The sequence below is a fragment of the Rhizobium sp. 01T437 genome, assembly GCF_056398505.1.
Map to the genome: position 1 here is coordinate 85,280 of NZ_JBFTPM010000002.1, position 26,516 is coordinate 111,795.

General features: G+C 60.5%; 26 protein-coding genes. 10 read left to right on the top strand and 16 right to left on the bottom strand.

Features of this window, described 5'->3' with window-relative positions; genetic code table 11:
• Positions 1–158: 158 nt before the first annotated feature.
• From AC1DM5_RS03855 to murA, 3 genes are all read left to right on the top strand, one after another.
• Complete coding sequence (locus AC1DM5_RS03855; protein WP_113319503.1) at positions 159–893, top strand: GntR family transcriptional regulator; 735 nt, start codon at positions 159–161, stop codon at positions 891–893.
• 155 nt (positions 894–1,048) lie between these two features.
• Positions 1,049–2,461 (top strand): vanillate/3-O-methylgallate O-demethylase, encoded by a 1,413-nt coding sequence (ligM, locus tag AC1DM5_RS03860; RefSeq protein WP_477821081.1) that lies wholly within the window; start codon positions 1,049–1,051, stop codon positions 2,459–2,461.
• Between the two features lie 193 nt (positions 2,462–2,654).
• Positions 2,655–3,977 carry a UDP-N-acetylglucosamine 1-carboxyvinyltransferase gene (gene murA, locus AC1DM5_RS03865; RefSeq protein ID WP_477974622.1) on the top strand — a complete coding sequence of 441 codons (1,323 nt, stop codon included), beginning with the start codon at positions 2,655–2,657 and terminating at the stop codon, positions 3,975–3,977.
• Positions 3,978–3,979: 2 nt separating this feature from the next.
• Here the strand turns inward: murA and AC1DM5_RS03870 are convergent, their stop codons facing one another.
• The 5 genes from AC1DM5_RS03870 to AC1DM5_RS03890 are packed head-to-tail and all read right to left on the bottom strand — an operon-like array spanning position 3,980 to position 8,542.
• Positions 3,980–4,678 carry an ABC transporter ATP-binding protein gene (locus AC1DM5_RS03870; RefSeq protein WP_477821079.1) on the bottom strand — a complete coding sequence of 233 codons (699 nt, stop codon included), beginning with the start codon at positions 4,676–4,678 and terminating at the stop codon, positions 3,980–3,982.
• The gene (locus tag AC1DM5_RS03875; protein WP_477974624.1) at positions 4,678–5,424 is read right to left on the bottom strand and encodes an ABC transporter ATP-binding protein; all 747 of its coding nucleotides are present in this window, start codon (positions 5,422–5,424) and stop codon (positions 4,678–4,680) included. Before AC1DM5_RS03875 ends, AC1DM5_RS03870 begins: the two co-directional genes overlap by 1 nt.
• A complete protein-coding gene (locus AC1DM5_RS03880; protein ID WP_477821077.1) occupies positions 5,421–6,455 on the bottom strand; it encodes a branched-chain amino acid ABC transporter permease in 1,035 nt (344 codons plus the stop codon). Before AC1DM5_RS03880 ends, AC1DM5_RS03875 begins: the two co-directional genes overlap by 4 nt.
• Positions 6,452–7,312: a branched-chain amino acid ABC transporter permease gene (locus tag AC1DM5_RS03885; protein WP_477821076.1), complete on the bottom strand. Its 861-nt coding sequence runs from the start codon at positions 7,310–7,312 to the stop codon at positions 6,452–6,454. The genes AC1DM5_RS03880 and AC1DM5_RS03885 overlap by 4 nt, the downstream gene beginning before the upstream one ends.
• 54 nt (positions 7,313–7,366) lie before the next feature.
• Positions 7,367–8,542: an ABC transporter substrate-binding protein gene (locus AC1DM5_RS03890; protein WP_439016381.1), complete on the bottom strand. Its 1,176-nt coding sequence runs from the start codon at positions 8,540–8,542 to the stop codon at positions 7,367–7,369.
• A 333-nt stretch (positions 8,543–8,875) separates the two neighbouring features.
• Here AC1DM5_RS03890 and ppk2 point away from each other — a divergent pair, with 333 nt between their 5' ends.
• On the top strand, positions 8,876–9,784 hold the full coding sequence (ppk2, locus tag AC1DM5_RS03895; RefSeq protein WP_007820820.1) for a polyphosphate kinase 2: 909 nt from the start codon (positions 8,876–8,878) through the stop codon (positions 9,782–9,784).
• Between the two features lie 91 nt (positions 9,785–9,875).
• On the opposite strand, the gene AC1DM5_RS03900 is transcribed toward ppk2, so the two are convergent.
• From AC1DM5_RS03900 to AC1DM5_RS03915, 4 genes are all read right to left on the bottom strand, one after another.
• Positions 9,876–10,718: an ABC transporter permease gene (locus AC1DM5_RS03900; protein WP_018114719.1), complete on the bottom strand. Its 843-nt coding sequence runs from the start codon at positions 10,716–10,718 to the stop codon at positions 9,876–9,878.
• Between the two features lie 3 nt (positions 10,719–10,721).
• Positions 10,722–11,606 carry an ABC transporter permease gene (locus tag AC1DM5_RS03905; protein WP_477974626.1) on the bottom strand — a complete coding sequence of 295 codons (885 nt, stop codon included), beginning with the start codon at positions 11,604–11,606 and terminating at the stop codon, positions 10,722–10,724.
• The gene (locus tag AC1DM5_RS03910; RefSeq protein ID WP_477821073.1) at positions 11,603–12,706 is read right to left on the bottom strand and encodes an ABC transporter ATP-binding protein; all 1,104 of its coding nucleotides are present in this window, start codon (positions 12,704–12,706) and stop codon (positions 11,603–11,605) included. Before AC1DM5_RS03910 ends, AC1DM5_RS03905 begins: the two co-directional genes overlap by 4 nt.
• A 72-nt stretch (positions 12,707–12,778) precedes the next feature.
• The gene (locus tag AC1DM5_RS03915; protein ID WP_477821072.1) at positions 12,779–13,954 is read right to left on the bottom strand and encodes an extracellular solute-binding protein; all 1,176 of its coding nucleotides are present in this window, start codon (positions 13,952–13,954) and stop codon (positions 12,779–12,781) included.
• A gap of 237 nt (positions 13,955–14,191) precedes the next feature.
• On the opposite strand from AC1DM5_RS03915, the gene AC1DM5_RS03920 reads away from it, so the two are divergent.
• Together AC1DM5_RS03920 and uxuA are read left to right on the top strand one after the other, a co-directional pair.
• Entirely contained in the window at positions 14,192–14,914 is a 723-nt protein-coding gene (locus AC1DM5_RS03920; protein ID WP_477821071.1) for a GntR family transcriptional regulator, read from the top strand.
• A 43-nt stretch (positions 14,915–14,957) separates the two neighbouring features.
• Complete coding sequence (gene uxuA / locus AC1DM5_RS03925; protein WP_477974628.1) at positions 14,958–16,145, top strand: mannonate dehydratase; 1,188 nt, start codon at positions 14,958–14,960, stop codon at positions 16,143–16,145.
• A gap of 60 nt (positions 16,146–16,205) precedes the next feature.
• Here uxuA and AC1DM5_RS03930 read toward each other — a convergent pair whose 3' ends face one another.
• The 7 genes from AC1DM5_RS03930 to AC1DM5_RS03960 form a co-directional block, all read right to left on the bottom strand.
• On the bottom strand, positions 16,206–16,616 hold the full coding sequence (locus tag AC1DM5_RS03930) for an ACT domain-containing protein (protein WP_477821069.1): 411 nt from the start codon (positions 16,614–16,616) through the stop codon (positions 16,206–16,208).
• Between the two features lie 24 nt (positions 16,617–16,640).
• Positions 16,641–17,390 carry a GntR family transcriptional regulator gene (locus tag AC1DM5_RS03935; protein WP_477821068.1) on the bottom strand — a complete coding sequence of 250 codons (750 nt, stop codon included), beginning with the start codon at positions 17,388–17,390 and terminating at the stop codon, positions 16,641–16,643.
• 237 nt (positions 17,391–17,627) lie between these two features.
• Positions 17,628–18,362 (bottom strand): helix-turn-helix transcriptional regulator, encoded by a 735-nt coding sequence (locus AC1DM5_RS03940; protein ID WP_477821067.1) that lies wholly within the window; start codon positions 18,360–18,362, stop codon positions 17,628–17,630.
• A gap of 67 nt (positions 18,363–18,429) precedes the next feature.
• Complete coding sequence (locus tag AC1DM5_RS03945) at positions 18,430–18,636, bottom strand: hypothetical protein (RefSeq protein ID WP_477821066.1); 207 nt, start codon at positions 18,634–18,636, stop codon at positions 18,430–18,432.
• Between the two features lie 150 nt (positions 18,637–18,786).
• Positions 18,787–19,155: a response regulator transcription factor gene (locus tag AC1DM5_RS03950; RefSeq protein ID WP_477821065.1), complete on the bottom strand. Its 369-nt coding sequence runs from the start codon at positions 19,153–19,155 to the stop codon at positions 18,787–18,789.
• 93 nt (positions 19,156–19,248) lie between these two features.
• Complete coding sequence (locus AC1DM5_RS03955; RefSeq protein ID WP_477821064.1) at positions 19,249–19,896, bottom strand: response regulator transcription factor; 648 nt, start codon at positions 19,894–19,896, stop codon at positions 19,249–19,251.
• The gene (locus AC1DM5_RS03960) at positions 19,883–21,472 is read right to left on the bottom strand and encodes an ATP-binding protein (RefSeq protein WP_477821063.1); all 1,590 of its coding nucleotides are present in this window, start codon (positions 21,470–21,472) and stop codon (positions 19,883–19,885) included. Before AC1DM5_RS03960 ends, AC1DM5_RS03955 begins: the two co-directional genes overlap by 14 nt.
• Positions 21,473–22,036: 564 nt before the next feature.
• Between AC1DM5_RS03960 and AC1DM5_RS03965 the strand changes: the two genes are divergently transcribed.
• The 4 genes from AC1DM5_RS03965 (at position 22,037) to AC1DM5_RS03980 (ending at position 26,506) form a co-directional block, all read left to right on the top strand.
• Positions 22,037–23,023 carry an HlyD family secretion protein gene (locus AC1DM5_RS03965; protein ID WP_113181787.1) on the top strand — a complete coding sequence of 329 codons (987 nt, stop codon included), beginning with the start codon at positions 22,037–22,039 and terminating at the stop codon, positions 23,021–23,023.
• Between the two features lies 1 nt (position 23,024).
• Positions 23,025–24,236 (top strand): ABC transporter permease, encoded by a 1,212-nt coding sequence (locus AC1DM5_RS03970; protein ID WP_477974630.1) that lies wholly within the window; start codon positions 23,025–23,027, stop codon positions 24,234–24,236.
• Positions 24,233–25,405, top strand: a complete 1,173-nt coding sequence (locus AC1DM5_RS03975; protein ID WP_477974632.1) for an ABC transporter permease — start codon at positions 24,233–24,235, stop codon at positions 25,403–25,405. Before AC1DM5_RS03970 ends, AC1DM5_RS03975 begins: the two co-directional genes overlap by 4 nt.
• A gap of 105 nt (positions 25,406–25,510) precedes the next feature.
• Positions 25,511–26,506 carry an aldo/keto reductase gene (locus tag AC1DM5_RS03980; protein ID WP_477821060.1) on the top strand — a complete coding sequence of 332 codons (996 nt, stop codon included), beginning with the start codon at positions 25,511–25,513 and terminating at the stop codon, positions 26,504–26,506.
• Positions 26,507–26,516: the final 10 nt, after the last annotated feature.

A 26,516-nucleotide genomic window follows, 5' to 3' on the forward strand; every position in this document is an offset into this window, starting at 1 on the left:
TTTGTCAAGTGATCGGTTGATATGGCTATGATGATTGCCGTACTTCGCGGGCAGCGCCTCTCAGTATGCATACAAGTATGTGCTAGAGTGATAGCTTGAGGTGGGGTTTTGTATGCGTTCGCGCTGTTATATACATTTAGCCGGGATTGGAGGCGCCGATGAAGCAGAGTGAAGCCGCAACGCATGGCCGTCGCGCCGTTATCGAGTTGCGGGAAAAGATTTTGAGCGGCGAACTGCAGGGCGGCACGCGCCTCTTCGAAGTACCGTTAGCGGAGGCGCTCGATATTTCACGCACACCAGTGCGTGAGGCGATGTCGCGGTTGACGGAGGAGGGGCTGCTCGATCGTCTGCCAAATGGCGGTTTTGTGGTTCGTCGCTTCGGCTTTGCCGATGTGGTCGATTCCATCGAGGTGCGCGGCGTCATGGAAGGCATGGCGGCAAGGCTCGCTGCCGAACGAGGTGCCACACCTGATGCGCTTGAGGATATCCGGCAGACGGTGCTCAAGCTCGACGCCTGTTTCGGTGAGCAGCTCGACGATGTCGATTTCGACGCCTATTCCGACCTGAACGAAAAATTCCACCATCAGCTTGCAGCGCTTGCCGGTAGCGAGATCATTCGGCGTGAGGTGGAGCGGGCAAGTTCGCTGCCCTTTGCCTCGCCGTCGGCCTTCCTGCCCGACAAGGCTGATATCACCGCCTTCCGCCGTTCGCTGCGCTCCGCACAGGACCAGCACAAGGCGCTCGTCAGTGCGATCGAAGCGCGCGAAGGCAGCCGCGCGGAAGCGATCGCCAGGGAGCACGCACGGACGGCGCGGCGTAATCTTGAATACATTCTGGCGGAGGACCCAACCCTGATCGAGCAGATCAGGGGGCTTGCGCTGATTCACCGGTAATTTCAGATAATTCGCGCTTAACAGGGCGGCCTATGGCCGCCCTTTTTCATTTTTGGAGCATTGAACTGGGTGCTGCCGGGAGAAAATAGGCTTGCAATCTGATCGCATTGGGCATTTCATGTATACATTATCGCATGCCAATGGGAGGATATCAGGTGGCGAGATCGAACCTATCCGAAGTTTTGAAGTCGGCCGGCAATACGGTGGAGTTGCTGCGCAATTCCAAGGTCGGCATGTATGTATACCCGGTCGTGGCGGCCGAGTTTTCCAACTGGCGTTCGGAGCAGGCCGCGTGGCGCAACTCCGCCGTCCTCTTCGATCAGTCGCACCATATGGACGAGCTGACCGTCGAAGGCCCGGATGCGGAGAAGTTCCTCGCCTATCACGGCGTCAACTCCTTCTCGAATTTCGATACGAACCGCGCCAAGCATTTCGTGCCGGTCACGCCTGCCGGTCATGTCATCGGCGACCAGATCATCTTCCGTGAGCGCGAAGACAAGTTCATCCTCGTCGGCCGTTCGCCGACTTCCAACTGGCTGATGTTCTGTGCTGCCTACGGCAAATGGAATGTGCGCCTGAAATATGATCCGCGTTCGCCCTCTCGCCCTGAAGGCGAACGGGTGCTGCGCACGCACTACCGCTACCAGATCCAGGGACCGGATGCCCCGAAGATCTTCGAGAAGATGAATGGCGGGCCGATCCCTGACATCAAGTTCTTCCATGTCGACAAGATCAAGGTCGGCTCGAAGACCGTGAATGCGTTGCGCCACGGCATGTCCGGCGCGCCGGGCCTGGAAATCTGGGGACCTTACGAAGACAAGGCCTATGTCCACTCGGTCATCATGGAATCGGCAAAGGCGGCCGGCGTCGATCTTGTTCGCTGCGGCAGCCGCGCCTATTCCACCAACACGCTGGAGTCCGGCTGGATCCCGTCGCCGCTGCCRGGCATCTATACGGGTGATGGCATGCTGGCGGCCTATCGCGACTGGTTGGGCGCCGACAGCTACGAGGCGACGGGTGCGATCGGCGGCAGCTTTGTTTCCAGCAATATCGAAGACTATTACGTCACGCCGTTCGAACTCGGCTACGACTTCTACATCGGCTGGAAGAAGGACGATTTCGTCGGCAAGTCCGCACTTGAAAAAATGAAGGGCCAGACGAGCCGCAAGAAGGTAACCTTCGAGTGGAACGCCGAAGATGTCGTCAACGTCATCGCCTCGGCCTTCCGTCCGGGCGAGGATCACTTCAAGTGGATCGATTTCCCGCAGCCGAATTACGCCTCGACCAGCGCCGACAAGATCGTGCGGGACGGTAAGATGGTCGGCATGTCGATGTTCAATGGCTATAGCTACAACGAACGCTGCATGCTTTCGCTCGGCATCGTCGATGCGGATGTCGAGATCGGCGACGTACTGACCCTCGTCTGGGGCGAGCCTGACGGTGGCTCCGGCAAGACCTCGGTCGAGCCGCACAAGCAGGCGGAAATCCGTGTGCGCGTTTCGCCCACGCCCTATGCCAGCGAAGCCCGCGAGAATTACGCCGACAGCTGGCGTAGCAAGAAGGGCTGAAATCCGACACCCATCCACGGTGTTAACGACGGCGCCTGGGAGGGCGCCGTTTTTTATGGATTCGTCTTGTCGCCTTGCCTCTAGCCGTCCGCGTACGGCGGCGTTAAAAACAGCCACACTTCCCGATGGGTGATCACTCCGATGTCACAATGACAACGCAGATATGCCCCCTGAAAAATCGAATCGAACAAGGATGACAGCAGTGGCACAGGCCCAGCCGCATGAGCGAATTCAATATATCGTCGAGGGCGGCCATCGCCTTGCCGGCGAGATCCAACCGAGCGGCAACAAGAATGCCGCCCTGCCGATCATTGCCGCCTCGCTGCTGACCGACAAGCTCGTGCATCTGACCAACGTGCCGCGCATCCGCGATGTCGAAGCACTGGTCGAGCTGATCCAATCCGTCGGTGCCAAGGCGCGCTGGCTTGGCCGCAACGAACTCGAGATTGAGGCAAGTGACCTCAAGCCGGCTGATCTCGATCCCGGCCTCTGCGCTCGTATCCGCGCGTCGATCCTGCTTGCCGGTCCGATGCTAGCGCGCTGCGGCGAGATCACGCTGCCGCCGCCGGGCGGCGATGTCATCGGCCGCCGCCGCGTTGACACACACTTTCTCGCACTGGAGCAACTCGGTGCGGAGATCAGCGTCAACGGCTCCTATAGTTTCCGCGCCAGGCACCTGCGCGGTGCGGACGTTTTTCTGGATGAACCCTCCGTCACGGCGACGGAAAATGCGCTCTGCGCGGCAGTCGCTGCAGAAGGCAAGACGATCCTGCGCAATTGCGCCTCCGAGCCGCATGTCCAGGATCTCGCACATTTCCTCATTGCCATGGGTGCGAGGATCGAGGGCATTGGAACCAATACGATGACTATTCACGGCGGCGAGCCGCTCGGCGGCGCGTCGCACCGTATCGGCCCTGACCATAACGAGATCGGCTCGCTGATCGGCCTTGCTGCCGTCACCGGTTCTGAAATCACCATCCGCCGGGCGGGCGTGGAACATCTGCGCTCAACGCTGATGACCTTCGAGCGTCTTGGCATCCGCTGCCGCATCGAAGGCGACGATCTCGTGGTGCCGGCGGGACAGGAGATGAAGATCCAGCCGGATTTCGGCGGGCACATTCCGAAGATCGAGGATCAGCCCTGGCCGGCATTTCCGGCAGACACCATGTCGATTGCCATTGTTACCGCCTCGCAGTGCGATGGCGTGGTGCTGATGTTCGAGAAGATGTTCGAAAGCCGGATGTTCTTCGTCGACAAGCTGATTACCATGGGTGCCCGCATCGTGCTCTGCGATCCGCATCGCGCGATCGTCGCCGGCCCTTCCAAGCTGCGTGCCGCACAGGTGGAGAGCCCGGATATCCGCGCCGGTATGGCGATGCTGATCGCCGCCATGTGCGCCGAAGGAACCAGCGTCATCAACAATGCCCAGCAAATCGAGCGCGGCTATGAGCGGATCGAGGAGCGGCTGAACGCGCTCGGTGCGCGCATCACCCGTGTACCGCCGCGCGAGGCATAACCTCAGACGCTGAGATGTGCGTCGAGGGTCTCGGGTGAGGCGAGAAGTGCCTCGGATGTGTTGCGGTAGGTGACTGCGCCACGTTCAAGCACGATCACCTCATCCGTCAGCGGCAGCACCTTGCGGGCCTTCTGCTCGACGATGATCGCCGACATGCCCTCACCGGTGACGATGCGGCGCAGTGCGGCCAGAAGTTCATCGACGATAATAGGCGCGAGGCCTTCCAGCGGCTCGTCGAGCAGCAGGATCTTCGGATTGAGCATGAGGGCGCGGGCGATCGCGAGCATCTGCTGCTCGCCGCCTGAAAGCTGGTTGCCGAGGTTGCGACGGCGTTCCTGCAGGCGCGGAAACATCTGATAGACGCGGCCGACATTCCATGCGCCGGGGCGGGCGCTCGCCGTCAGGTTTTCCTCCACCGTCAGCGAACGGAAGATATTGCGTTCCTGCGGCACCCAGCCGATGCCGAGTGGCGCGCGCTTTTCCGCCCTGAGCCGGGTGATGTCGCGCTGCTGCAGGTGGATGGAGCCGGCGTGGTGGGTGGTCACGCCGATGATGGTGTTGAGCAGGGTCGTCTTGCCGGCACCGTTGCGGCCGAGCAATGCCAGCGAACGGCCTTCCTCCAGCGAGACATCGACCTTGGCAAGCACCCGCGCTTCGCCATAACCGGCGACGAGGCGTTCGATCCGCAGCAATTCGGCCATCAGGCATCCTCCCCGAGATAGATGGCCTTCACCTGCGGGTCTTTCGAGATCTCGGCGACGGTTCCCTCGGCAAAGAGCGCTCCGGCGGCGAGTACCGAGATACGGTCTGCGAAGGAGAAGACGAGATCCATATCATGTTCGATCAGCACGACGGTGACATTGGCCGGCAGCTCGCGGACGATGCCGAGAACCTCGTGCCGCTCCTCTTCGGGAACGCCGGCGGCGGGCTCATCGAGCAGCAGCACCTTCGGCTGCATGGCAATCGCAAGGGCGATCTCCAGCAGGCGCTGCTTGCCATAGGGCAGGAGTGTCGTCGGCGTGCCCATGACATCGACCAAACGAAAGCGCTCCAGCAGTGCGGCGGCTTCATTGGCTACTTCGCGGTCGGCCGAGAGCGGCCGCCAGGCGAAGCGGCCATGCCCCCGGCGTTCGCTGATCGCCAGCATGACGGAATCGAGCGGCGTGAAATCGCCGAAGAGCTGATTGATCTGAAAGGTACGGGCAAGACCCTTGCCGACGCGACGATAGGAAGAGATGCCGGTAATGTCTTCACCAGCGAGCAGGATCTCGCCGCTGTTCGGTGTCAGTACGCCGGTCAGCAGGTTGATGATGGTGGTCTTGCCGGCGCCGTTCGGGCCGATCAGGGCATGACGGGCACCCTGGCGGATCTGCAGCGAGACATCGTTGGTGGCGATGAAGCCGCCGAAGCGCTTGACGAGATGACGGGTTTCGAGGGCGAGCGTCATTTGCTTTCCTCCGCGACGGCTTGTTGCATGCCGGCTTCGCGCTTGCGGGCTGAGCCTGGTAGCAGAGTCTGCCAGCGTGTCAGGCGCTCGCGGCCGACCAGAACGATGATGATAAGCACGAGGCCGATCCAGAACATCCAGTATTGCGGCGTGATGACCGACAGCCAGTTGCGCAGGATGGAGAAGATCACCGCGCCGAAGACGCCGCCATAGAGATAGCCGACACCGCCGATGACCAGCACCAGCAGCACTTCGGCTGAACGGTGGAAAGCGAGCACGTCTGGCGAGACGAAGCTTGTCGTCTGGGTCAGCAGCGCGCCTGCGATACCGGCATAGGCCGCCGAGATCGTATAGATCGCGACGATGCGGCGGGTAGGCGAGATGCCGAGCATGGAGGCGCGGCGCTGGTTGCGCTTGATCGCCTTCAGCGACAGGCCGAAGGGCGAATTGACGATGCGACGGGCGATGTAGGTCAGAGCGACAAGCACGATAAGGCAGTAGACATAGCCGGTACGACCCCAGAGATCGAATTCGAAATAGCCGAGGATCGGGTTGATGATGATACCGCTTAGCCCGTCAGCGCCGCCGGTAAGCCAGGCCGCCTGATTAACCGCTTCGGCAAGCAGCATGGCGACGCCAAAGGTGGTCATCAGGCGGGTGAGATCGGAACCGCGCAACACAAGGAAACTCGTCAGGAAGCCGAAGAGGCTGCTGACAAGGCCAGCCGCCAGCAGGCCGATAATCGGTTCGCCGGAGACGTGGACGGCAAAGAGACCAGCCGTGTAAGCGCCGAGGCCGAAGACGGCGGTGTGGCCGAGCGAGACGATGCCGGCATAACCGAGGATGAGATCAAGCGAGACGGCAAAGAGCGCCAGAATGGCGATCTCCGTCAGGATCAGCATCTGCGATGGCAGGACGAAGATCGCGGCGATGGCCACCAGCCACAGCGCGAATTCCCAGATCTGCCAGCGGCCGGCGCGCCTCAGGAGCCCCATGGCCTGCGTGGAGGCGTTGTTGCGTTCGCCGCTCATCGGCCGCCCTCCCGGGAGAAGAGGCCATGGGGCCGGAGGATCAGCACTAGGATCATGACGGCATAGATGATGAAGGCGCCGAGTTGCGGCACGTAATATTTGCCGGCGACGTCGGCGACGCCGAGCAGAAGTGCTGCGATGAACGGGCCGGTGATGGACGAGGTGCCGCCGACGGTGACGACGATCATGAAATAGATAAGGTATTTCAGCGGAAAGTTCGGATCGAGGCCGAGCAGTTCGGTGCCGAGTGCGCCACCAAGGCCGGCGAGACCGGAGCCGAGCGCGAAGGTCAGCGCGAAGATGACCGAGACATTGATGCCCATGCCGCGGGCGACGCGTCCGTCATCGACGGCCGCACGTAGCTGGCTGCCGAAGCGGGTTCGGGTGAGCGCCAGTTGCAGCGCGACCGTCAGCACCGCGCAGATGACGATGATGAAAAGCCGGTAGCGGCCGATATCGATACCGAGGAAGTCGAAGCGGCCGCTGAGTTCAGGTGGCAGGTTGATGAGTTGCTGCTGCCCGCCCATGAAATAATCGATTGCCGCGATCGCCATGAAGACGAGGCCGATCGAAAACAGCACCTGATCGAGATGCGAGGCCGAATAGAGGCGGCGGTAGAGCAGCCGTTCCAACACAACGCCGGCAAGCGCCGTGACGATGAAGGCGGCAGGCAGGCACCAATAGAAGGAGATGCCGTAGCTATTCATCATGATGACGGTGACGTAACCGCCTGCCATGGCAAAGGCGCCATGCGCCAAATTGACGAAATTCATCAGGCCCAGCGTGACCGACAATCCGCAGGCGAGAACAAAGAGAAGCATGCCATAGGCGATGCCGTCGAACAGGATTGTCAGCATGAGACCTCACCGCATCCAGGCGGCGGAATTGCTTCCGCCGCCTGTTCCAAAGGCTTACTTGGCAGCCGTATTCGGATCGTGGATCTTCGGGTAAGTCGCGAACTCGACATTGTAGAGCTCGCCATTCTTCTCCTTGACCTCGCGCATATAGATGTCCTGCACGATGTCGCGGGTATCAGGATCGATGGTGATAGGCCCGCGCGGGCTGACGAATTCCATGCCCTTCATGGCGTCGACAAGCTTCGTGCCATCAGTATCGCCGCCGGTCTTTTCGAGCGCTGCATAGGCGACATGCATCGCGTCATAACCGCCGACGGACATGAAGTTCGGGCGCATATTTTTGTTGGCCTTGCGAACTTCGGCAACGAAGGCCTTGTTTTCCGGGCTGTCGTGATCGGTCGAATAGAAGTGGCCGGTGATGACGCCCTTGGCGGCCGGTCCCATGCCGTTCAGGAGATCGTCATCGGTGACGTCGCCGGTGGCGATCAGCTTGATGCCGGCATCGGCCAGGCCGCGATCGATGAACTGCTTCATGAAGATCGCGCCGACGCCCGAGGGTACGAAGACGAAGAGGGCGTCCGGCTTGGCATCGCGCACACGCTGAAGGAAGGGCGCAAAATCAGGGTTCTGCAGGGGAACGCGGAGTGCTTCAACAACCGTGCCCCCTTCTTTCTTGAACTGGTCGGTAAAGCCCTTTTCGATGTCGATGCCCGGACCGTAATCGGTCACCAGCGTGACGACCCGCTTCAGATTGTTCTGGACGGCCCAGGTGGCAACCGGAACGGCGGATTGTGGACCGCCCATAGAGGTGCGCACGAAATAGGGCGACTGCTTCATGATGGCCGAGGTCGTGGCCGAGGTGATGATCGCCGGAACCTTCGCCTGGTTGAGAACCGGGGCGACACCCATGGCAAGCGGTGTCAGGCCGAAACCGACCAGCATCTTGACGCCATCATTGACGACGAGTTCCTGGGCGATGCGGCGGGTCTGGTCGGCAGTGCCGGCATCATCACGCAGGACGAGCTCGACCTTCTTGCCTGCAACCGTATCGCCGTTGATTGCCATGTATGCGCGAGCGCCGGCCTCGACCTGGCGTCCGGTTGAGGCGAAAGGGCCGGTCATCGGCAGGATCACGCCGATCTTGACTGTTTCCTGTGCAAATGCAGGCGCTCCGGCGAGTGTGGCGAGCGCAGCGCCAGCTACGAATAGTCTTCTTGAAAACGAAACCATGTATACTCCTCCCAATGTTGTGCACCATATCTCTCTCCCGGAGATATGCCCGCGACCTGAGCGTTTTCCCTCGCTCCTCCGAAGAAAACGCCGCCGTCGCGAAAATTGCTCAGCAAGTCCAATGTATACATAAAACTTGACATGGCACAAGCCGCGGCCATCTGTAGAACCAGTCGATCGCGACCGCCGGGACGACCATGAAAGGCGGGGCAAGCCGGTGTTTCGGCCTTATAATTTTGCGTTTTGCCAAAGCAAATTTTCGATCGTCGCAACTCTGTCATATAGCTATGGCGAGAACGTGCTTTATCGAGCGAATTGAACAGGGAGCGTGCCATGATCGAAAACACTGAGCTCGACCGTATCAAGAACGAGATTGCAGACAGCTTCGATGAAGAGCTGGAAATGCAGATGGAGGAGGACCGGCTCGACGAGCTGGTCGCCGAGGGCATGTCCGGTCCGGCCGAACAGACGCTCGAACGCAAGCTCTATTTCCGAGAGCTTTTCCGCCTGCAGCATGAACTTGTCCGCCTTCAGGACTGGGTCCACTACAAGAAGCTCAAGGTCGTCGTGCTCTTCGAAGGCCGCGATTCCGCCGGCAAGGGCGGCGCGATCAAGCGCGTGACCCAGCGCCTCAACCCGCGCGTCTGCCGCGTCGTGGCACTTCCGGCGCCGACCGAGCGCGAGCGGAACCAGTGGTATTTCCAGCGCTATACTCCGCATCTGCCGTCGGCAGGCGAAATGGTGCTCTTCGACCGCAGCTGGTACAACCGCGCCGGTGTCGAGCGCGTCATGGGCTTCTGCACCAAGGATGAACTGGAAGAGTTTTTCCGCTCTGTGCCTGAGTTCGAACGCATGTTGGTGCGTTCCGGCATCATCCTCATCAAATACTGGTTCTCCATCACTGACGAGGAGCAGGAATTCCGCTTCAACATGCGTATCCACGATCCGCTGAAGCAGTGGAAGCTTTCGCCCATGGACCTGCAGAGCCGCGTCCACTGGGAGGAATATACCAAGGCCAAGGAAGAGATGCTGGACCGTACGCATATCGATGAAGCGCCGTGGTGGGTCGTTCAGGCCGTGGACAAGAAGCGGGCGCGTCTGAACTGCATCGCGCATCTGCTGAGCCAGATCCCCTACGAGGACGTACCGAAGGAAGAGATCGTACTTCCCGAGCGCGTGCGTCACGAAGATTATCAGCGTATCCCGGTTCCGCCGGAACTCTACGTTCCCGAAGTCTACTGATTTCTTGGAGCCGCTGCAGGTTCTGCCGGCAGCGGCTCTTTTTTGGCATGTCGTTATCGCAAAACCGCTTCACACTTTTGCGCGACATGCTTCAATGCGCCGATTGCTGCTTGGCGCGCGCGACGATCTGCGTCGGATTGACGAATTGCAGCGCGATGATGAGCCAGAACAGCGTCGTCACCATATAGATCACCGCCATCGCATCGATCGACTGGCTGGCTCGTACGCCGGAAGCAAAGACCGCGTAATAAAGAGAGACGACAAGCGTCTGGGTCTGCGGTCCGGCGATGAGGAAGGTCAGCTCGAACATGGCAAGCGTGCGCACCAGAACGAGCAGCAACGCGGCCAGCATGCCGGGCAGCAAGAGCGGCAGCAGAATACGGATGAAGAGGCTGGTCGTACCGGCGCCGAAGACGCGGGCGGCTGCCTCGATGCGCGGATCGATCTGCTCGATGAAGGGGATCATGACGAGCACGACGAAGGGGAAGGACGGCACGAGGTTGATCAGAACCACGCCCCAGAAGGTGCCGCCGAGCCCGAGCTGGTAGAGCACGGTTGCCAGCGGAATGCCGTAGGTCAGCGGTGGGATCAACAGCGGCAGCAGGAACAAGAGGATGATGGCGCGCTTGCCCGGGAAATCGCGCCGCGCCAGTGCATAGGCCGTCAATACGCCCAGAATGCCCGAGATGATGACGACGACAAAGGCCATCTCGAAGGTGACGATGACGACGCTGGAAAGCTGGAACTCGCTCCAGGCGCTGAAATACCAACGATCCGTCCAGCCGCGTGGCAGCCATGTGCCGAGCCAGCGTGTGGCGAAAGAGTTGACGATCACGGCCGCGATGACCGCAAGCAGGTTGAGGACAAAGAGGGTCGCGAGCGCCCAGACGGCGATGCGCCAGATCTTCGAGGTAAGGCCCTGGTCACGGATCATGGCTCAGCCTTTCGTGCCGCCGGCCGGGCCGCGGTAGAAGAACGAACGCGCGCCGAGGATGGCGACGACAACAATGAGCTCGACGCCACCCATGATCAGGGCGATCGCCGTGCCGTAGGAATGGTCATACTGCTCGAAAGCAGCCTGATAGGCTGCAATCGAGATGACGCGTGTCGGACCGGCCGGCGCGCCGAGCAGGACGGCCGATGGGAAAACGGCGAAAGCCTGCACGAAGGAAAGGCAGAAGGTCACGGCAAGGCCAGGCACCAGGAGCGGCAGGAAGACGCGCGTAAAGCGCTGGCGCGCATTGGCGCCGAGCGTGGCGGCGGCCTGCTCGATCGCCGGGTCGATACCGGTGATATAGGACAGCGTCAGCAGGAAGGCGAAGGGGAAGCCGGTGATCAGCAGCGAGGCGAAGACGCCCCAGTAGTTGTTGGTGAGCTTGACCGGCGAATCCAGGATGCCGAACAGGATGAGCGTCTCGTTGAACCAGCCGCGCGGGCCGAGAAAAGTCAGCAGACCATCAGCGACGAAGACGGTGCCGAGCGTGATCGGCAGCACGAGGATCGTCGTCAGCAGACGTTGCCGGCGCATCAGCCGGACGCGAAAGGCAACGGGGACTGCGAAGGCGAGGTTCACGATGGTGACAGGCAAGGCCAGCCACATGGTGTTGGCGATCGTGCCGTACTGGAACTGGTCCGAGAAGAACTTCGCGTAATTTTCATACCAGACACCGCCATCCTTCGGCATCAGCGAATCCGCGACGCCGTAGACGAAGGGATAAATGAAGAGCGCGATCATGAAGAAGAGGCCCGGCAGAACGAGCAGCGTCGTGCCGTCGAGGCCTTGTGCGGCAAGCCGGGTTTTCAGCGAGGGGGCGCCGTTCATGCCGGTGAGCCTTTGAAGAGCAGAGAACGGCCTGCGACCGGCTGCAGGGTGGTGGCAGAGCCACGCGGCAAGGCATCGTCGGAGCGGAAATAGAGCTCCGATCCGTCGGCCGAGCGGGCCATGCCGAAGAAGGCGCGGCCGCGATACTCGGTGCTCGCGACGATGACGGGAATGCCGTCGGCGGTGGCAACGAGATCTTCCGGGCGCACTGAGAGTACAGCGGCATCGCCGACTTTCAACGTGTCGCGCATGGTGCCGGTCAGCCGTGCGCCGGCGGCTTCGATTTCCGCCTCAGTGCCGGACACGGAGACGACGCGACCGGGAATGCGGGTGCGGAAGCCCATGAAATCGGCAACATTGAGATTGACCGGTCGCTGGTAGAGATCCTGCGGCGTGCCGATCTGCTGAATATGGCCCTGGCTCATGACGACGATACGGTCGGCAAGCGAAAGTGCCTCATCCTGGTCGTGTGTGACATAGATGGTGGTCGAGCCGATCTGATCGTGGATGCCGCGAATTTCGGCCCGCATTTCCAAACGCAGCTTGGCGTCGAGGTTGGACAGCGGCTCATCCATCAGGACGATCGGCGGGCGAATGACGATAGCGCGGGCGATCGCGACGCGCTGCTGCTGGCCGCCAGAGAGCTGGCCAGGCAGCTTGTCCGCCTGGCTTTCGAGGCGCACCAGCGCCAGCGCATCGATGACGCGCTTGTCGGCCTCGGCGCCGCGAATGCCTTGCATGGCAAGGCCGAAGCCGACATTCTTGCGCACGCTCATATGCGGGAAGAGGGCGTAGCTCTGGAAGACCATGCCGAAGCCGCGCTTTTCCGGCTCCAATTGGTCGATGCGGTTGCCGCCGAGGCGGATCTCGCCGCCGGTAAGGCCAAGCAGGCCGGCAATGCAGTTCAGCGCCGTGGATTTGCCGCAGCCGGAGGGTCCGAGAAGTGCGATGAATTCGCCGGGTTCAATCGTGAGATCGATGCCATCGAGGGCGTTATAGGCGCCGAAGGATCGCTTGATGCCATCAAGCTCAAGGCGCGCATTCTTCCGCGAAGACAGCGTTGCTGCGTTTTGAACCGGCAAAGTCAATGCAATCTCCATTTATCGGCAATCATAGCCGTTAGAAATCCGGCGTCAGGATGCCCGGCGCCGGTTCATTTCTGTCAAAAAGGATCAGCCCTTCTTGGCGCCGATCTTTTCGTCCCAGATGCGGAAGGCCTGGACGAGCTGCTTGGGTTCCAGCGGCACTTCCAGAGGGCTGCCGGCGATCCAGTCGGCATATTCCGGCCGGCCGAATTCCTTGATGGTTTCCTGGCTTTCTGCCGGCGCCATCTCGAGCGTGACATCCTTCACCGCCGGGCCGGGATAGAAGTAGCCGGCGTCATAGGCGATCGCCTGCTGTTGCGGCTGATAGATGAAGTTCAGCACATCGAGCAGAACGCCGATCTTTTCGTCGGAAACGCCTTTCGGAATCGCCGCATAGTGAGCGTCGGTGACCCAGTGGAAGCCTTCGAGCTTACCAACCTTGGCTTCCTCGGGAACGATGCCGAGCGCGCGCGGGTTGATGTCCCAACCGGTGGTCGTGGCGACGATGTCGCGCGTGCCTTCGCCGAGTTCCTTGAAGACCACTGCGGTGCCGGTCGGGTAGTATTCGATGTTTTCGCCGAGAGCGGCCAGATATTCCCAGGTCTTGGCCCAGCCGTTGACCGGGTCGCGCGGATTGCTGTCACCGAGCAAGTAGGGCAGGCCCATCAGCAGCGTGCGGCCCGGGCCGGAGTTTGCCGGGCGGGCATAGAGGAACTTGTTCTTGTTCTGCTTCGTCCAGTCGAGCAGTTCCTGCGCCGTCTTCGGCGGGGTCGCCACCTTGTCCGGCATGTATTCGATCAGCGGGCCGGACGGATAATAGGTGATGACGACGCCCTGGTCCTTGGCGAGCGCCTGCATCTTGAAGGCCTGTGGCTGCAGGATGCTTTCAAGATTGGGCAGTGCCGACTTGTGGCTGGACAGGTCGACCCAGAGACCCTGGTCGACGCCGGCCGAGAGCGCGTCCGTGCCGGTCAGCACGAGATCGATATCGACCTTGCCGGCAGCCTGCTGGGCCTGGATCTTGGCCGGTAGTTCCGGAGCAGGGGCCTTGGTGAAGGAAAAGCTGGAAACAAATTCCGGCTTGGCCTTGGCGTAGTTTTGGAACATGCCCTGCGTCAGCGCCAGATTGCCGGCGACGTCGACGACGGTGATGGTAACAGGGCTTGCCGGTGCCTTTGCCTGGGCGAAAGCGCGCAGCGGCAACATTCCGGCCGCGGCGACGCCGGCAGCTCCGCCGACGAAGGTTCTGCGTGTGATCTTCATTCTGTCCTCCTCCTTTGCGGCGGTGCCGGCCTTTGCCCCGAGCGCCGCTCGTTTGCATCGCAATGCACGTCTCATGCCTCGATGAGCCGGTTTTCCGGCGGCATCAAATGCTCGCAGCTTGAAGCTTTTCCTCCAGGTGCAATGCCATGCCGCTGTTCTCCTCCGCGGCATGTCTTGGCAACAGAATTCAATTGATATACTAGTATGCACGAAAGTGTCAACGTCCCGAGACCATGCATGCGGCAGGCTTCCGACCCTGAAATCCTCGCCTTTCCGGCGCCACGCGACGCCGGCGGAAAGATCCGTCGCGTAACGACGGCTGCCGCGATCCATGAGCGGCTGCATGCCGATATCGTCTCTCTCAGGATCCCGCCGGGCACGGCGCTGCAGGAAAAGCGCATTGCCGAGGATTTTGGTGTGAGCCGAACGCCGGTGCGCGAGGCGCTGCTGAGGCTCTCGGAGGGCGGTCTCGTCGATATCTACCCGCAATCGGGCACGGTGGTTTCGCGAGTGCCGGTCTCGGCCATTCCGGAAGCGGTCATTGTGCGCAAGGCGCTTGAGGGGACGACGGTCGAGATGGCCGCTGGTATTGCGACGGAGACCGATATCGCGCGGCTGGATGCGATCATCGCCCGGCAGAAGACGCATGCCGCACTCGGCAATGCTTCGAGCTTTCACGAAGAAGACGAGGCCTTCCACGAGGCGATCGCACAGATTGCCGGCTATCCCGGCATCTGGACGATTCTGAAGACAGTGAAGGTGCAGATCGACCGGGCACGGCGTCTGACGCTGCCGGTACTCGGGCGCATGGACAATGTCGTGCGCGAGCATATGGTGATCCGCGACGCCATTGCTGCGCATGATATCGCGGCGGCGCGCGAGGCGATGATTCATCACTTAAGCGCCGTTATACCCGACGTGGCGGAGCTGCGCTCGCAGTTCCCCGACTATTTCTGCTGACGGCGGAACCACAAACACAGGATACCAAGGAGAGAAAGACGAGATGCGGCAAGGTTGGAGATGGTTCGGGCCGGAGGCACTGGTCACGCTGGACGAGGTGCGCCAGACGGGTGCAACGAACATCGTTTCGTCGCTACATCAGGTGCCGATCGGCCGCGCCTGGACCGAGGCGGAAGTGCGCGAGCGTCAGTCGCTGATTGAAACGACACCGGTCGGCCGCTCGCAATTGACCTGGAGTGTCGTCGAAAGCATCCCGATCCCCGATGCCGTCAAGCGCAAGGGCGGGCAGGCCAAGGCCGAGATCGAAGCCTGGATCGCCAGTCTCGAGGCGGTCGCTGCCTGCGGTATTCCGATCGTGTGCTACAACTTCATGCCCGTTGTCGACTGGACGCGCACCGATCTCGATTATGTGACGCCGACCGGCGCTACCGCTATGCGCTTCGATCATGAGCGCTTTGCCGCCTTCGAGTTGTTCGTGCTGGAGCGTCCGGGCGCTGCCGAAGAATATTCTGAAGAAGATAGGGCAAGGGCCAAGGCCGTCTATGAAAGCATGACGGAAGCGGAGATTGCCGAAATCACCCACATCATCACGTCGGCTCTGCCCGGTTCGACGACCGAGCCGCTGACCATTCCGGCTTTCCGCGAAAAGCTTGTTGCCTATCAGGGCATCGATGCGAAGAAGCTTCGCCAGCATCTCGTCGAATTCCTCGAGGCCGTCGTGCCGGTTGCGGAAGCGCGCGGGGTGAAGCTGACGCTGCATCCCGACGATCCGCCGCGCTCGCTCTTCGGCCTGCCGCGCATCGCGTCGACGGCAGAGGATTATGCAGCGCTTTTCGATGCCGTGCCGGCGGCCGCCAACGGCATGTGTTATTGCACCGGCAGCCTCGGCGTGCGCGCCGACAACGACCTGCCGGCGATTGCGCGGCGTTTCGCCTCGCGCATCTATTTCGCACATCTTCGCGCCACGACCCGCGAGGGCGGCGGCCACACTTTCCATGAAAGCGCGCATCTCGAAGGTGACGTGAACATGGTTGCCGTGCTGAAGGAGCTGGTTGCTGAGGATCGCCGCCGCAGCGCCGACCAGTCGATCGTCTTCCGCTCGGATCATGGCCATCGGATGCTCGATGACCTGCAGAAGACTGTCACGCCTGGCTATCCCGCAATCGGTCGTCTTCGCGGTCTTGCGGAGCTGCGCGGCATTCTGCACGCGCTCGACGCGCCGCCGACCTGATTTTTTTGTTTTCACGCAATTCCGAACGCAAAACCGCTGCACACTTTTGCTGGAATTGCTTTAGCTCCGGCTTGCTGCCGAAAGCTGCCGCAGCGCTTCGACGGCCCGTTCGGCATCGATGGCAGGCACGAAAATGTGGTCGTGGTAATAGGCCGCGACCACATTGGCGCTGATGCCGGCTTCCGTTAACGCGTGGGAGAAGGCGGCGGTCAGGCCTACGGCTTCAAGCGATGAATGTACTTTTAGCGTGATCTGCCGCAGGGGTGCGCTCGCCTGCAGGCCGGCTTTGTTTGCCGTATCCTGGGGCAGAATGAGCGTCAGGCCTTCCGTTTCGTGAAAGAGGGCGAGCGGGCGAAGATGGAGATAGTCTTCCAGTTGCGAGGCCGGCACGGTGCAATAGACGAATTCGCCCGCCACCAATTCCGGCTCCATCGTCGCGAGAAGAACTGAGAGGTCGGTAGTGCCTGTCATGTCATCTTTCCCTGAAGTCCCGTCCTATGAATAGATGGTCTCCAGCACCGAAAGACCGGTGATATGGTTGGAGCGGATGAGCGCTGCTGCGAGCGTCGGATCGCGATCCGCATAGGCGCGGCATAACCGTTCGTGATCCTCGTAGGATTTCTGCAGGCGGCCAGGCTGGGACAGGCCGATACGGCGCAATCGAAGCGTTCTCAGAAGCAGGGAATCGATGATCTTCTTGACCGTCCGATTGCCGGCGAGTTCGGTATTGCGTTCGTGAAAGTCGACATTTGCCCAGAAATAGACGTTCACGTCACCGGCCTTGCTCGCGTTTTCCATGACCTGCATGATTGGCTGGAGGGTGCGGATATCGTCAAGCGACACGTCCCGCGCAATGTCGCCGGCGATCAGTTCCAGCAGATTGGCGCGGACGCGGTAGATATCGCGGATCTCCTTGATCGAGAGGCTAGCGACACGTGGGCGACGGCGCGGCGGGATTTCGACGAGCCCCTCCCTTTCCAGAAGCATCAGAGCTTCGCGGATCGGCGTCCGACTGGTCTTGTAGCGCCGTGCAAGTTCGACGGAGTTCAGGTCATCGCCCGGTTTGCGAATGTCTTCGATGATCTCGGCTGCCACTTCGCGGGCGATGGTGGAAACCAGCGACGGCCTGTCATGCTGTTCAGTGACGAGACGCGCGGCAACCGCCTCGGCGCGTTGGCGCGAGTCGATATTCGGCAGATTGCCGGAGGCGTGGGCCATATCGGCTGACGTGTATTCGGCGGACAAGAGAACTCCTGAGAAATGTCCCTCCCGCTAGGAACTTAGCATGTTCTGTCGACAACGGGAACAATAGCACGAGTATTTGTCCTGCATGCGCAGGTTGAGGCGCTTCGCGCGTGGTTTGAGGGGAGTTGTCGCATTTTCTTGACGCTGAGTTCAGCCGAAATTCCGCAGATATCTCATCAGCGGCCGCGCGGCATAGCTTGCGACGGCCTGAAACCGGGGGGTAAGTCCTCCGGACCTTCAGATGAGGCGGAAACGATAGGCTCTCGCCACGGCCTGCATCCGGTTGACAGCATCGAGTTTGCGCATCGCCGTCTTCAGATAACCGTTCACCGTATGGGCGGAGATATGCAGGATGATGGCGATTTCCTCGCTGCTCTTTCCGGAAGCTGACCAGCGCAGGCATTCGATTTCGCGAACGGTCAGGCGCTCGTAATCGGCAAGCGGTGGCTCGGTCGCCAGGCTGTAGCTGTCCAGCGCCTTCAGTACGGCAAAGACCATGCGCGCGCATTCCTGCTCGTCGAGCGGGCTGCGCTGACCGGAGAACATGATGACATAGTGCCTCAGAATGGCGTCATGCAGCGTGAAGCTGACGGTGCTGTGAAGGCCGAGATCCTCGAAACGACGGGAGAGTTCTTCCGAACTGCTTTCGCTGCCGGGCTGGGCGAAGATGCCGGTGCCGGAATAGATCGGCATGATGGTCTTCTTCAAACCATCGATCAGCCGGCTGCGCCAAAAGAGATCTGAAGCGTCGTAGCGGTCGATCAGTTCCTGTGGCCAGTTGCTGGCGATGATGTTGGCCCGAAAGCCGAGCTTATCAGCTTGCGGAAAGCTGGTGGCGAGAAAGAAACGAAAACCATGCACCTGCATGACTTCCTGCAGGGCAACAGAGAAACTTGTCGTGGGATCGGCCTGTACAGAGGCGCTGGTTGCATCCCCCTGCCAGGGGGATTTTACCGTATTCTTGAGGGTCATGGATCATCTGTCGGCAAATGCACTGACCGGCCGGGAGGAAACCGGTCAGCGCCAGAAGGGGGGAGGATCAGAAATGCGTCCGGCTGATTTCGTCCGCGCGGCGATGCGTGGCAATGCGGACCGGCTGATATTCGTAGATCGGATTTTCCGGTTCCAGGCGCAGCAGCGCACAATGGAACTTGTAATTCGCACCGGTTACGATGTTGGAGAAGATCACATCCATCAGAATGTTCTTCCCGACGCTGACAAATATCGGGCGCTTGAGCTTTATCATGGCGTTCACCTCGTTTTTTCTATCCATTTTACTGGAAAATACGAGATTAACTATAGTCTTTATTGCTTCCATCTTAAATTATACATAGGTGTATAATTCGAACTGATCTGATGGCGGAAGCAATACCCGGGAACCCGACACAGTGGAGCCTCACGGCCTCAAAGCTATTTCCAGATAGTTGATGAGGGAATCGAATTCGACCGGCTTGCCCAGAAAGGCCAACGCACCGCCTTCCATGGCGGCCGTACGGGTTCTCTCGTCGCGATAGGATGTCATGAAGATCATCGGCGGCTTTTCAGGTTCGCCGTTGAGGATTTGCTGCAGTTCGATGCCGCTGAGTCCGGGCATCTTGACGTCGACCAGCATGCAGTCGATCGTCGCCCTGTCGTCAAAGGCCAGGAACTCTTCCGCCGAAGCGAAAAGCTTGCTCTGGTAGCCGCAGGACTGGATCAGATCGTCAAGCGCCTCCCGGATAGCCTGGTCGTCATCGACGACAGCGATTGTGGATGTATGTGACACGAGATTGGTAGCCTTGCTTATTCTTACATTACGTTAGGCTATATTATGAGGATCGGGGCCGTGTCGCGGTACCATACAAGGGTCTAGGTTTCACTATCTGGCTTCCAGCATTTCGGCCTTGCGCACCAGATCGGCCACCGAGCGGACCTGCATTTTGCGCATGACATTGCCACGATGCAGCTTCACGGTGATTTCGCTGATGCCGAGGTCATAGGCGATCTGCTTGTTCATTAGCCCCTTGACGACGGCCGCCATCACCTCCCGCTCGCGGGGCGTTAGTGTATCGACCAGTAAGGCGACCGCATCGCTTGCCGCCATTTCCCGCCGGCGGGCCATATCCTTTTCGATCGCGATGCCGACGGCATCGAGAATATCCTGGTCTCGGAAGGGCTTGGTGAGGAAGTCGACAGCGCCGGCCTTCATGGCGCGCACGCTCATCGGAATATCGCCGAAGCCGGTCATGAAGACGATCGGCATCCTGCTGCCGATCCGTTCGAGATGAAGCTGGAAATCCAGTCCGCTCAGGCCTGGCAGGCGCACGTCGAGGAGAATGCAGCCCGGCCGGCGCAGGTCGGCGGTATCGAGAAAGGTAGTGGTGGTGGCAAAGGAGACGGCATCCATCTGGACCGACCGGAAGAGATCGACAAGCGACTCGCGAATGGATTCGTCGTCATCGACGACATAGACGATCGGTGATGCGGACTGCGAGGCTGCCTTCGATGCGGCGCTAGTGTCGGTCATGGTCGTCCTCAATCGGTATGATCATTTCGAAGATGGCGCCGCCTTCAGGATGATTGCCGGCGATCAGCTGGCCGCCTCTGGCTTCCAGCGTGCTGCGGCAGATGGAGAGCCCCATGCCCATTCCGGAGGGCTTGGTCGTGAAGAAGGGCGTGAAGAGCTTCGCCATGGCCTCCTCGCTGATGCCGGGGCCGAAATCCCTGACGGAGAGGGTGACGAATATATCATCCTTCCTGGCGAGCGAGACCAGAATCTTGCGCTGGTCAATTGCCGTTTCGCGCATGGCCTGCACGGCATTGGTGACGAGGTTGATGAGCACCTGCTGCAGCTCGATACGAATCGCCTTCACCGTGATCGGCTGTTCGGGTGGGGTCACATCGAAATCGACCATGTCGCGCTGGAAGTCGTGCTCCATCAGGGCGCGTGTTTCCTCGATCAGCGTTTCGAGATCGACCTGCTCGGGCGTGCGGTCGCCTTGAGTCAGCATGGAGCGGGTATTGTGGATGATTTCGCTCGCCCGCTGGCTGTCGCGAATGATGCGCTCGGCCGAACGGCGCACGGCCGCGAGATCCGGCGGCTCGCGGTTCAGCCATCTGAGGAGCGTCTGGGCGTTGACGACGATAGCGCCGAGCGGCTGGTTGAGCTCGTGGGCAAGCGAGGCGGAAAGTGTGCCGACGGTCGCGGCGCGCGAGGCGCGGGCAAGCTCATCCTGAGCCTCGCGAATGGTCTTCTGCATCATTTCCCGCTGGGTGATATCCACCATGCCGACGACCACGCGATTGAAGGCGGCGGGATCTTCCGGAAAGCTCATGCTCATGATGACAAGCCTGGTCTCGCCATTCTCTGCGACTAGATTGCCCTTGCCCTCGAAATGCCGTTCGCCGCAGAAGATGGCATTCATCAGGTCCAGGAAGGTATCGTCATCAGGAGCGATGTAGTGGCGCATCGTGTGTGAGGGCAGGCCGCCGGCCACATGGCCGAGCAGTTCCATTGCTGCGTCGTTGGAGGCGATGGTGCGAATGAGGCCTGTGCAGGTGGCGATGACGCTGGGGTTTGTTCGGTAGTAGTCCTTGAGGTCACTCACACCTTCCGCCTTCAAAGACATCAGGAAGGCTCGCACTGCGGAATAATCGCGCTCCCAGAGTGCGATGCGGCTGTGCTCGAAGATGTAGCGATAGCGGGTTTCGCTGTCGCGAAGATGCAAGTTGGCTTCGATGAGGCCGGCACGTGCGGTTTCGTTCCTGAGGATAAGGGCGCAGGTGATCGTGATGGCGGCGAGAGAAACCGCCAACCGCAACTGGGTTGGGACATTTTCTCCGAGGCCGTGAGAATAGAAATAGGCGAAAAGAGTAAGGGCGACGCAGACAACCGTGAGGAGGGTGGTGCCTATCCTCGTCAGCATTTCTGCCGATAGCAGCAGCACGATAACATAGAGGACGGCGATGGCGCTTTCGATCTCGGTAAAGGCATCGACGTAGAACACGGTGGCGCCGAGCACCAGTGCGATCAGGCCGAGCGTGATCTCATGCGAGAGCGTTCCTCGCCGGTTGGTGAGTTTCGATACAATGAATGATCCCATACCCCCTCGCTGTTGGTTCCGGTCTTCTACCCATACCGGCTAGTGCGCGGTTACCTTAATGGCGTGTTTATCGGCGCAAAACTATACCAAAGTGTTGGAAGCATGGGCCGAATTGTCTCTACGCTTGAAAAAGAAAGACCGCCCCGGGCGGCGGGACGGTCTCTGGCGGATGGGAGGATCCGCAGGGCTTCGGCGGAGGGGGACGCCTGCCCTAGAGGTGGCAAGGGGCGGTGCCACCAGCTTGGAACCGTGAATGGTCAGGTCGGTTCCGAGCTACGAGTACAAGTTAAATCCAAGCGTCCTGAGACATAACTATACTTAGGTTTTGGTCCGGCCATACGAAGCGGCAGGTCGGTTTCCCTGGTGAATGGCTTTGAAATTTGTTTCGACGACTTCCGCTATCGCAATAATGACGCTGCAGATGGCAAGCAGAACGGTAAAAATTCCTCGGACACGATCACGACTTTATGGCGTGCCAAGGAGTCGCAGCACGCTTGTCATATTGCCAGAGGGATAATCCTGAGACACAGTCAGCCGGAACACTCCATCTGAACGAGGGCACCGATGAAGGCAGCAGGAATGGTTCGGGCAGGTGTGGGAATTGCAGCCCTTGTCGTTCTTGGTGTTCTCTTGTGGTTTGCGACGCGACCGCCGCCGCTGGTGGTGCAGGGCGAGGTTTCCGCCAATCGCGTCGATATCAGCCCGCGTGTTGCCGGCCGCATTCTCAAACTCAATGCCGATGTCGGCGACAATGTCGAGAAGGGCACCGTTATTGCCGAACTGGAAAGCCCGCAATTGACAGCGGCGCTGCATTTGGCTGAAGCGGCAGTCGGCGTTTCAGAGGCCGACCTCACTCGTGTCAACAGCACGCGTCCCGAAACTATCGATGCGGCCAATGCCGAGCTTGCCGCAGCAAGCGCCGATGTCACGCTTTATCAGGAAGAGTCCGCTCGTCAGGCGCGGTTGATCACGACAGGCGCTTCGACGCAGGCGCAGGTCGATCAGACTGCCCGTAACCTGGAGGCCGCGATCCGCAAGCAGGAATCCGCAGCCGCCAATGCACGGCTTGCGACGGCCGGTTCCAGCAAGGAAGAAAAGGCGCTTGCCGCCGCTCAGGTGGAGCAGGCACGTGCGTCCCTCAACCAGCGGCAAGTGGACGTTTCAGAACTGGTCATTCATGCGCCGATCTCCGGTCAGGTGACGACGCGCGTCGCCGAGCTCGGCGAAAATTTCAGCGCCGGTTCGCCGCTGTTTTCGATCATAGACCTGCAGAATCCCTGGTTCACGTTCAATCTTCGCGAGGACCTGCTGAAGGGACTCAAGGTCGGCGACGGTTTTGACGTCACCGTTCCTGCGCTTGCCGGCAGTCCGATCCCGGTCAAGGTGACGATGATCAACGCGCAGGGCCAATATGCGACCTGGCGCGCGACACGCGCGACCGGCGATTTCGACCTGCGCACCTTCGAGGTACGCGCCGTTCCGGCCAATCCGGTAGAGGGGCTCCGGCCAGGCATGAGCGTCATCGCCTCCTGGCCGCCGGCGGGGCGTTGAGATGAAGCCGCCTGGCGGGCTTCGTCCCGGCTTCCTCCTGGTGTTCCGGCGGGAGTTCGACTGGTTCTATCGCCGGCCGTTTCTGCTTTTCCTGACGACGCTCTTGCCGCTGCTTTTGATGGGCGTGCTTGCCGTCGTCTTCAGCGCGGGACTGGCAACACGGCTGCCGATCGCCGTGCTCGATCTCGACGGCAGCGATCTTTCGCGAACGATTATTCGCGCCGTCGATGCGACGCCGGATACCGCTGTCGCAGTCAATGTCAGCGACCTCACGGAAGGCCGTGCGCTGATCCTGTCCGGCAAGGTTCACGGACTGCTGATGCTGCCGCGCAATCTGGAGCGCGATGTTTTCGCCGGCCGGCGTCCCGAGGTGGTGTTCTTTTACAATACGCAGACGCTGACAACAGGTAATCTTACGCTCAGGGGCGTCAGTGCTGCCGTGCCGACTGTGGCCGCCGGCATCCGACTGTCGCTGCGTACGGCGCAGGGGCAGCCGGTCGATATTGCGCAGGCCGATCTTTCGCCGATCCCCGTGCAGGTCAATCCGCTCTTCAATCCGACGCTGAACTATGCGCATTTTCTGCTCGCAGCGCTGATGCCCGCCTTGCTGCAGGTGGTGATCGTTACCACTATGGCCTACACGATTGGCATGGATGCCGAAACAACGCACCGTCTTGCCATTCTGCGGCGGCTTGGCGGCGGTCTGTGGCCGGCAATGGCTGGCAAGATACTGCCCTACACCCTGATCTTCCTTGTGGTTCTCGGTCTTTCAGACGCCATTCTTTTCGGAGTGCTCGACATGCCACTCCGGGGTGAGCGCTGGATCCTCGTCGTGGCCGGATTGCTCTTCATCCTCGCGAACCAGTTCATCGGTGTGCTGTTGGCGCTTTTCCTGCGGCCGGTCGCAAGCGCTATCAGCATCGGCACGCTGATGTTCGCGCCATCCTTCGGTTATATGGGTATCGRCTTTCCGCGGTTGGCGATGAACGACTTCTCCTATTGGTGGGGCGAGCTCATTCCCGGCACCTGGTATCTGACGGCTAGGATCGATCAGACGATCCGTGGCACGCCGGCCGATCTGTCGCTGAAGCCTTTGATGGTGCTTGGCATATTCGTTCTGGTTCTGGCGATCGTGAYGGCGCTGCGGCTGGAAGTGTTCCGCATTCGCCGGCAGCGACAGGCGGCGCAGAAGCTGCGGGAGGTCACGCCATGAGGGCCTTGCTGGCGATCTTCCGCATCGAGCTGATCCGCATCCTGACTCTGCGCCCGGCACTCGCGGTACTGGTCTTCGGGCCGCTAATCTATGCCCTCTATTACCCACAGCCCTATGCAAACGAGGCGCTGCGCGACGTGCCGATCGCCGTCGTCGATCTCGACGATACGACGAGCAGCCGTGAGCTGGTGCGCCGTATCGATGCGTCGAGCGATGTCGCAGTGGCCGCGATGCTGCCGGATCAGGTCAGTGCCGAGCGGGCGGTGCAAGGACGCCAGCTTTACGGCATTCTGGTCATCCCGCAATATTTCGAACGTGATCTGCTGCATGGGCGGCAATCGCCGGTCGCGCTTTATGGGGATGCCAGTTATTTCCTGATCTATCAGCGCATTTCCGGCGCCGTCGTTGCCGTTGCGAGGACCATGGGCGCGGAAATCGAGACGGCGCGGCTGATTGCGGCCAATATCGACCCAGTGCTGGCTRCAGCTGCCCCCGATCCCATGCCGTTGACAACGGTCGCTTTGTTCAATCCGCAGGGCGGCTATGCGACCTATATCCTGCCCGCAGCCTTTGTTCTTATCCTGCAGCAAACGCTGCTGATCGGCGTCGGCCTGCTTGGGACGATCGACAATGATGCGGCGGCGCGGGATCTTGCCGCCTCGGCGGCCGGCCCCTTTGCCCGCGTCGGCGGCAGGCTGCTTGCCTATCTCGTTATCGAGGCGATCGTATTGCCATTCTATCTGATCGTGCTGCCTTACCTTTACGGCATTCCGCGGTTGGGTGGTTTGCTGACGATATTTGCTTTCTGCCTGCCATTCGTTCTGGCAGTTGCCACGCTCGGGATGGTGATTGCCCGCCTGTTCCGCAAGCCGCTCGCTGTTCAGCTCGTCTGCGCCACGCTCGGGTTGCCTTTCATGTTCCTTGCCGGTTTTTCGTGGCCGAGCGAAGCCATACCCGAGCCGCTGCGGGCGCTGACCGTTCTGCTGCCAAGCACCAGCGCCATCAACGGCATCGTCGAGGTGTCGCAGCTCGGCGCTCCGCTTCAGGCGGTCAGGGAACCGTTCCTTACGCTGTGGATACTTGCCGCGGTTTACGGGCTTGTCGCGGTGCTGCTGGACATCAGGTCCGCAAGGGAAAAGCCTGCGGCACAGGCCCCTGCGGGCGGTTGATGGCGCTATCTCATTTTGAGATAGCCGCATCGAATAAACCTATTTGTCACAATAGTGTCGCCACGGCATAGTCTTAGGAGGGAGAAACACTTTTAGGACATTGCTGTGGAATATGTGCGCTTTGGCCAGACCGGCCTGAAGGTTTCGTCGCTTTGCCTTGGTACCATGGGTATCGGGACATCCAAGTGGAAGGGCTGGGTGTTGGACGAAGAAAAGTCGGTGCCAATCCTGAAGAAGGCGCTCGATGTCGGTATCAATTTCTTCGACATGGCGGACTGGTATTCGACCGGCATCAACGAGCAGGTCGTAGGCCGTACGTTGCTGTCGCTGACGGAGCGCGAAAAGCTGGTGCTTGCCACCAAGGCCTTCTATCCGATGAGCGACGATCCGAACGACAAGGGCCTGTCGCGTAAGCACCTGATGGCCTCGATCGACAAGTCGCTGAAGCAGATGGGCACCGACTATGTCGACCTCTACGTCATCCACGCCTTTGATCCGGAAACGCCGATCGAAGAAACGATGAGCGCGCTGCATGACATCGTGAAATCAGGCAAGGCGCGTTATATCGGCGCTTCCACCATGTATTCCTGGCAGTTTGCCAAGATGAACCATGTCGCCGACAGGAACGGCTGGACACGGTTCGTCAACATGCAGTGCCAATATTCGCTGCTTTATCGTGAAGAAGAGCGCGAAATGATGCCTTATTGCCAGGACGAAGGCATTGCTGTGACGACCTTCTCGCCGCTCGCCCGCGGCTATCTCGCCGGCGGCGGTTCGGCACCGCGTATCGCCCATGACCTCTATCTCGACTGGTTCGGTGACGAGATCGACCAGGAAATCGCCAAACGCGTCAACGAGCTCGCTGCCAAGCGCGGCAAGACGGCCAGCCAGATCGCCCAGTCCTGGGTCATCGGCTCGGGCAACAGCACGGTTCCGATCGTCGGCACGGAGAGCCCGGAGCATGTCATCGCCGCCATCGAAGCAGCTGCAATAGAGCTGACGGCAGAAGAGCGCGCCTTCCTGGAAGAGCCCTACCGCCCGCGCGATATGATCAACGATTACAACACGGTCCGTCGCCCCCGAGCCCTTTCGAAGGCATAATGGGTTCGAC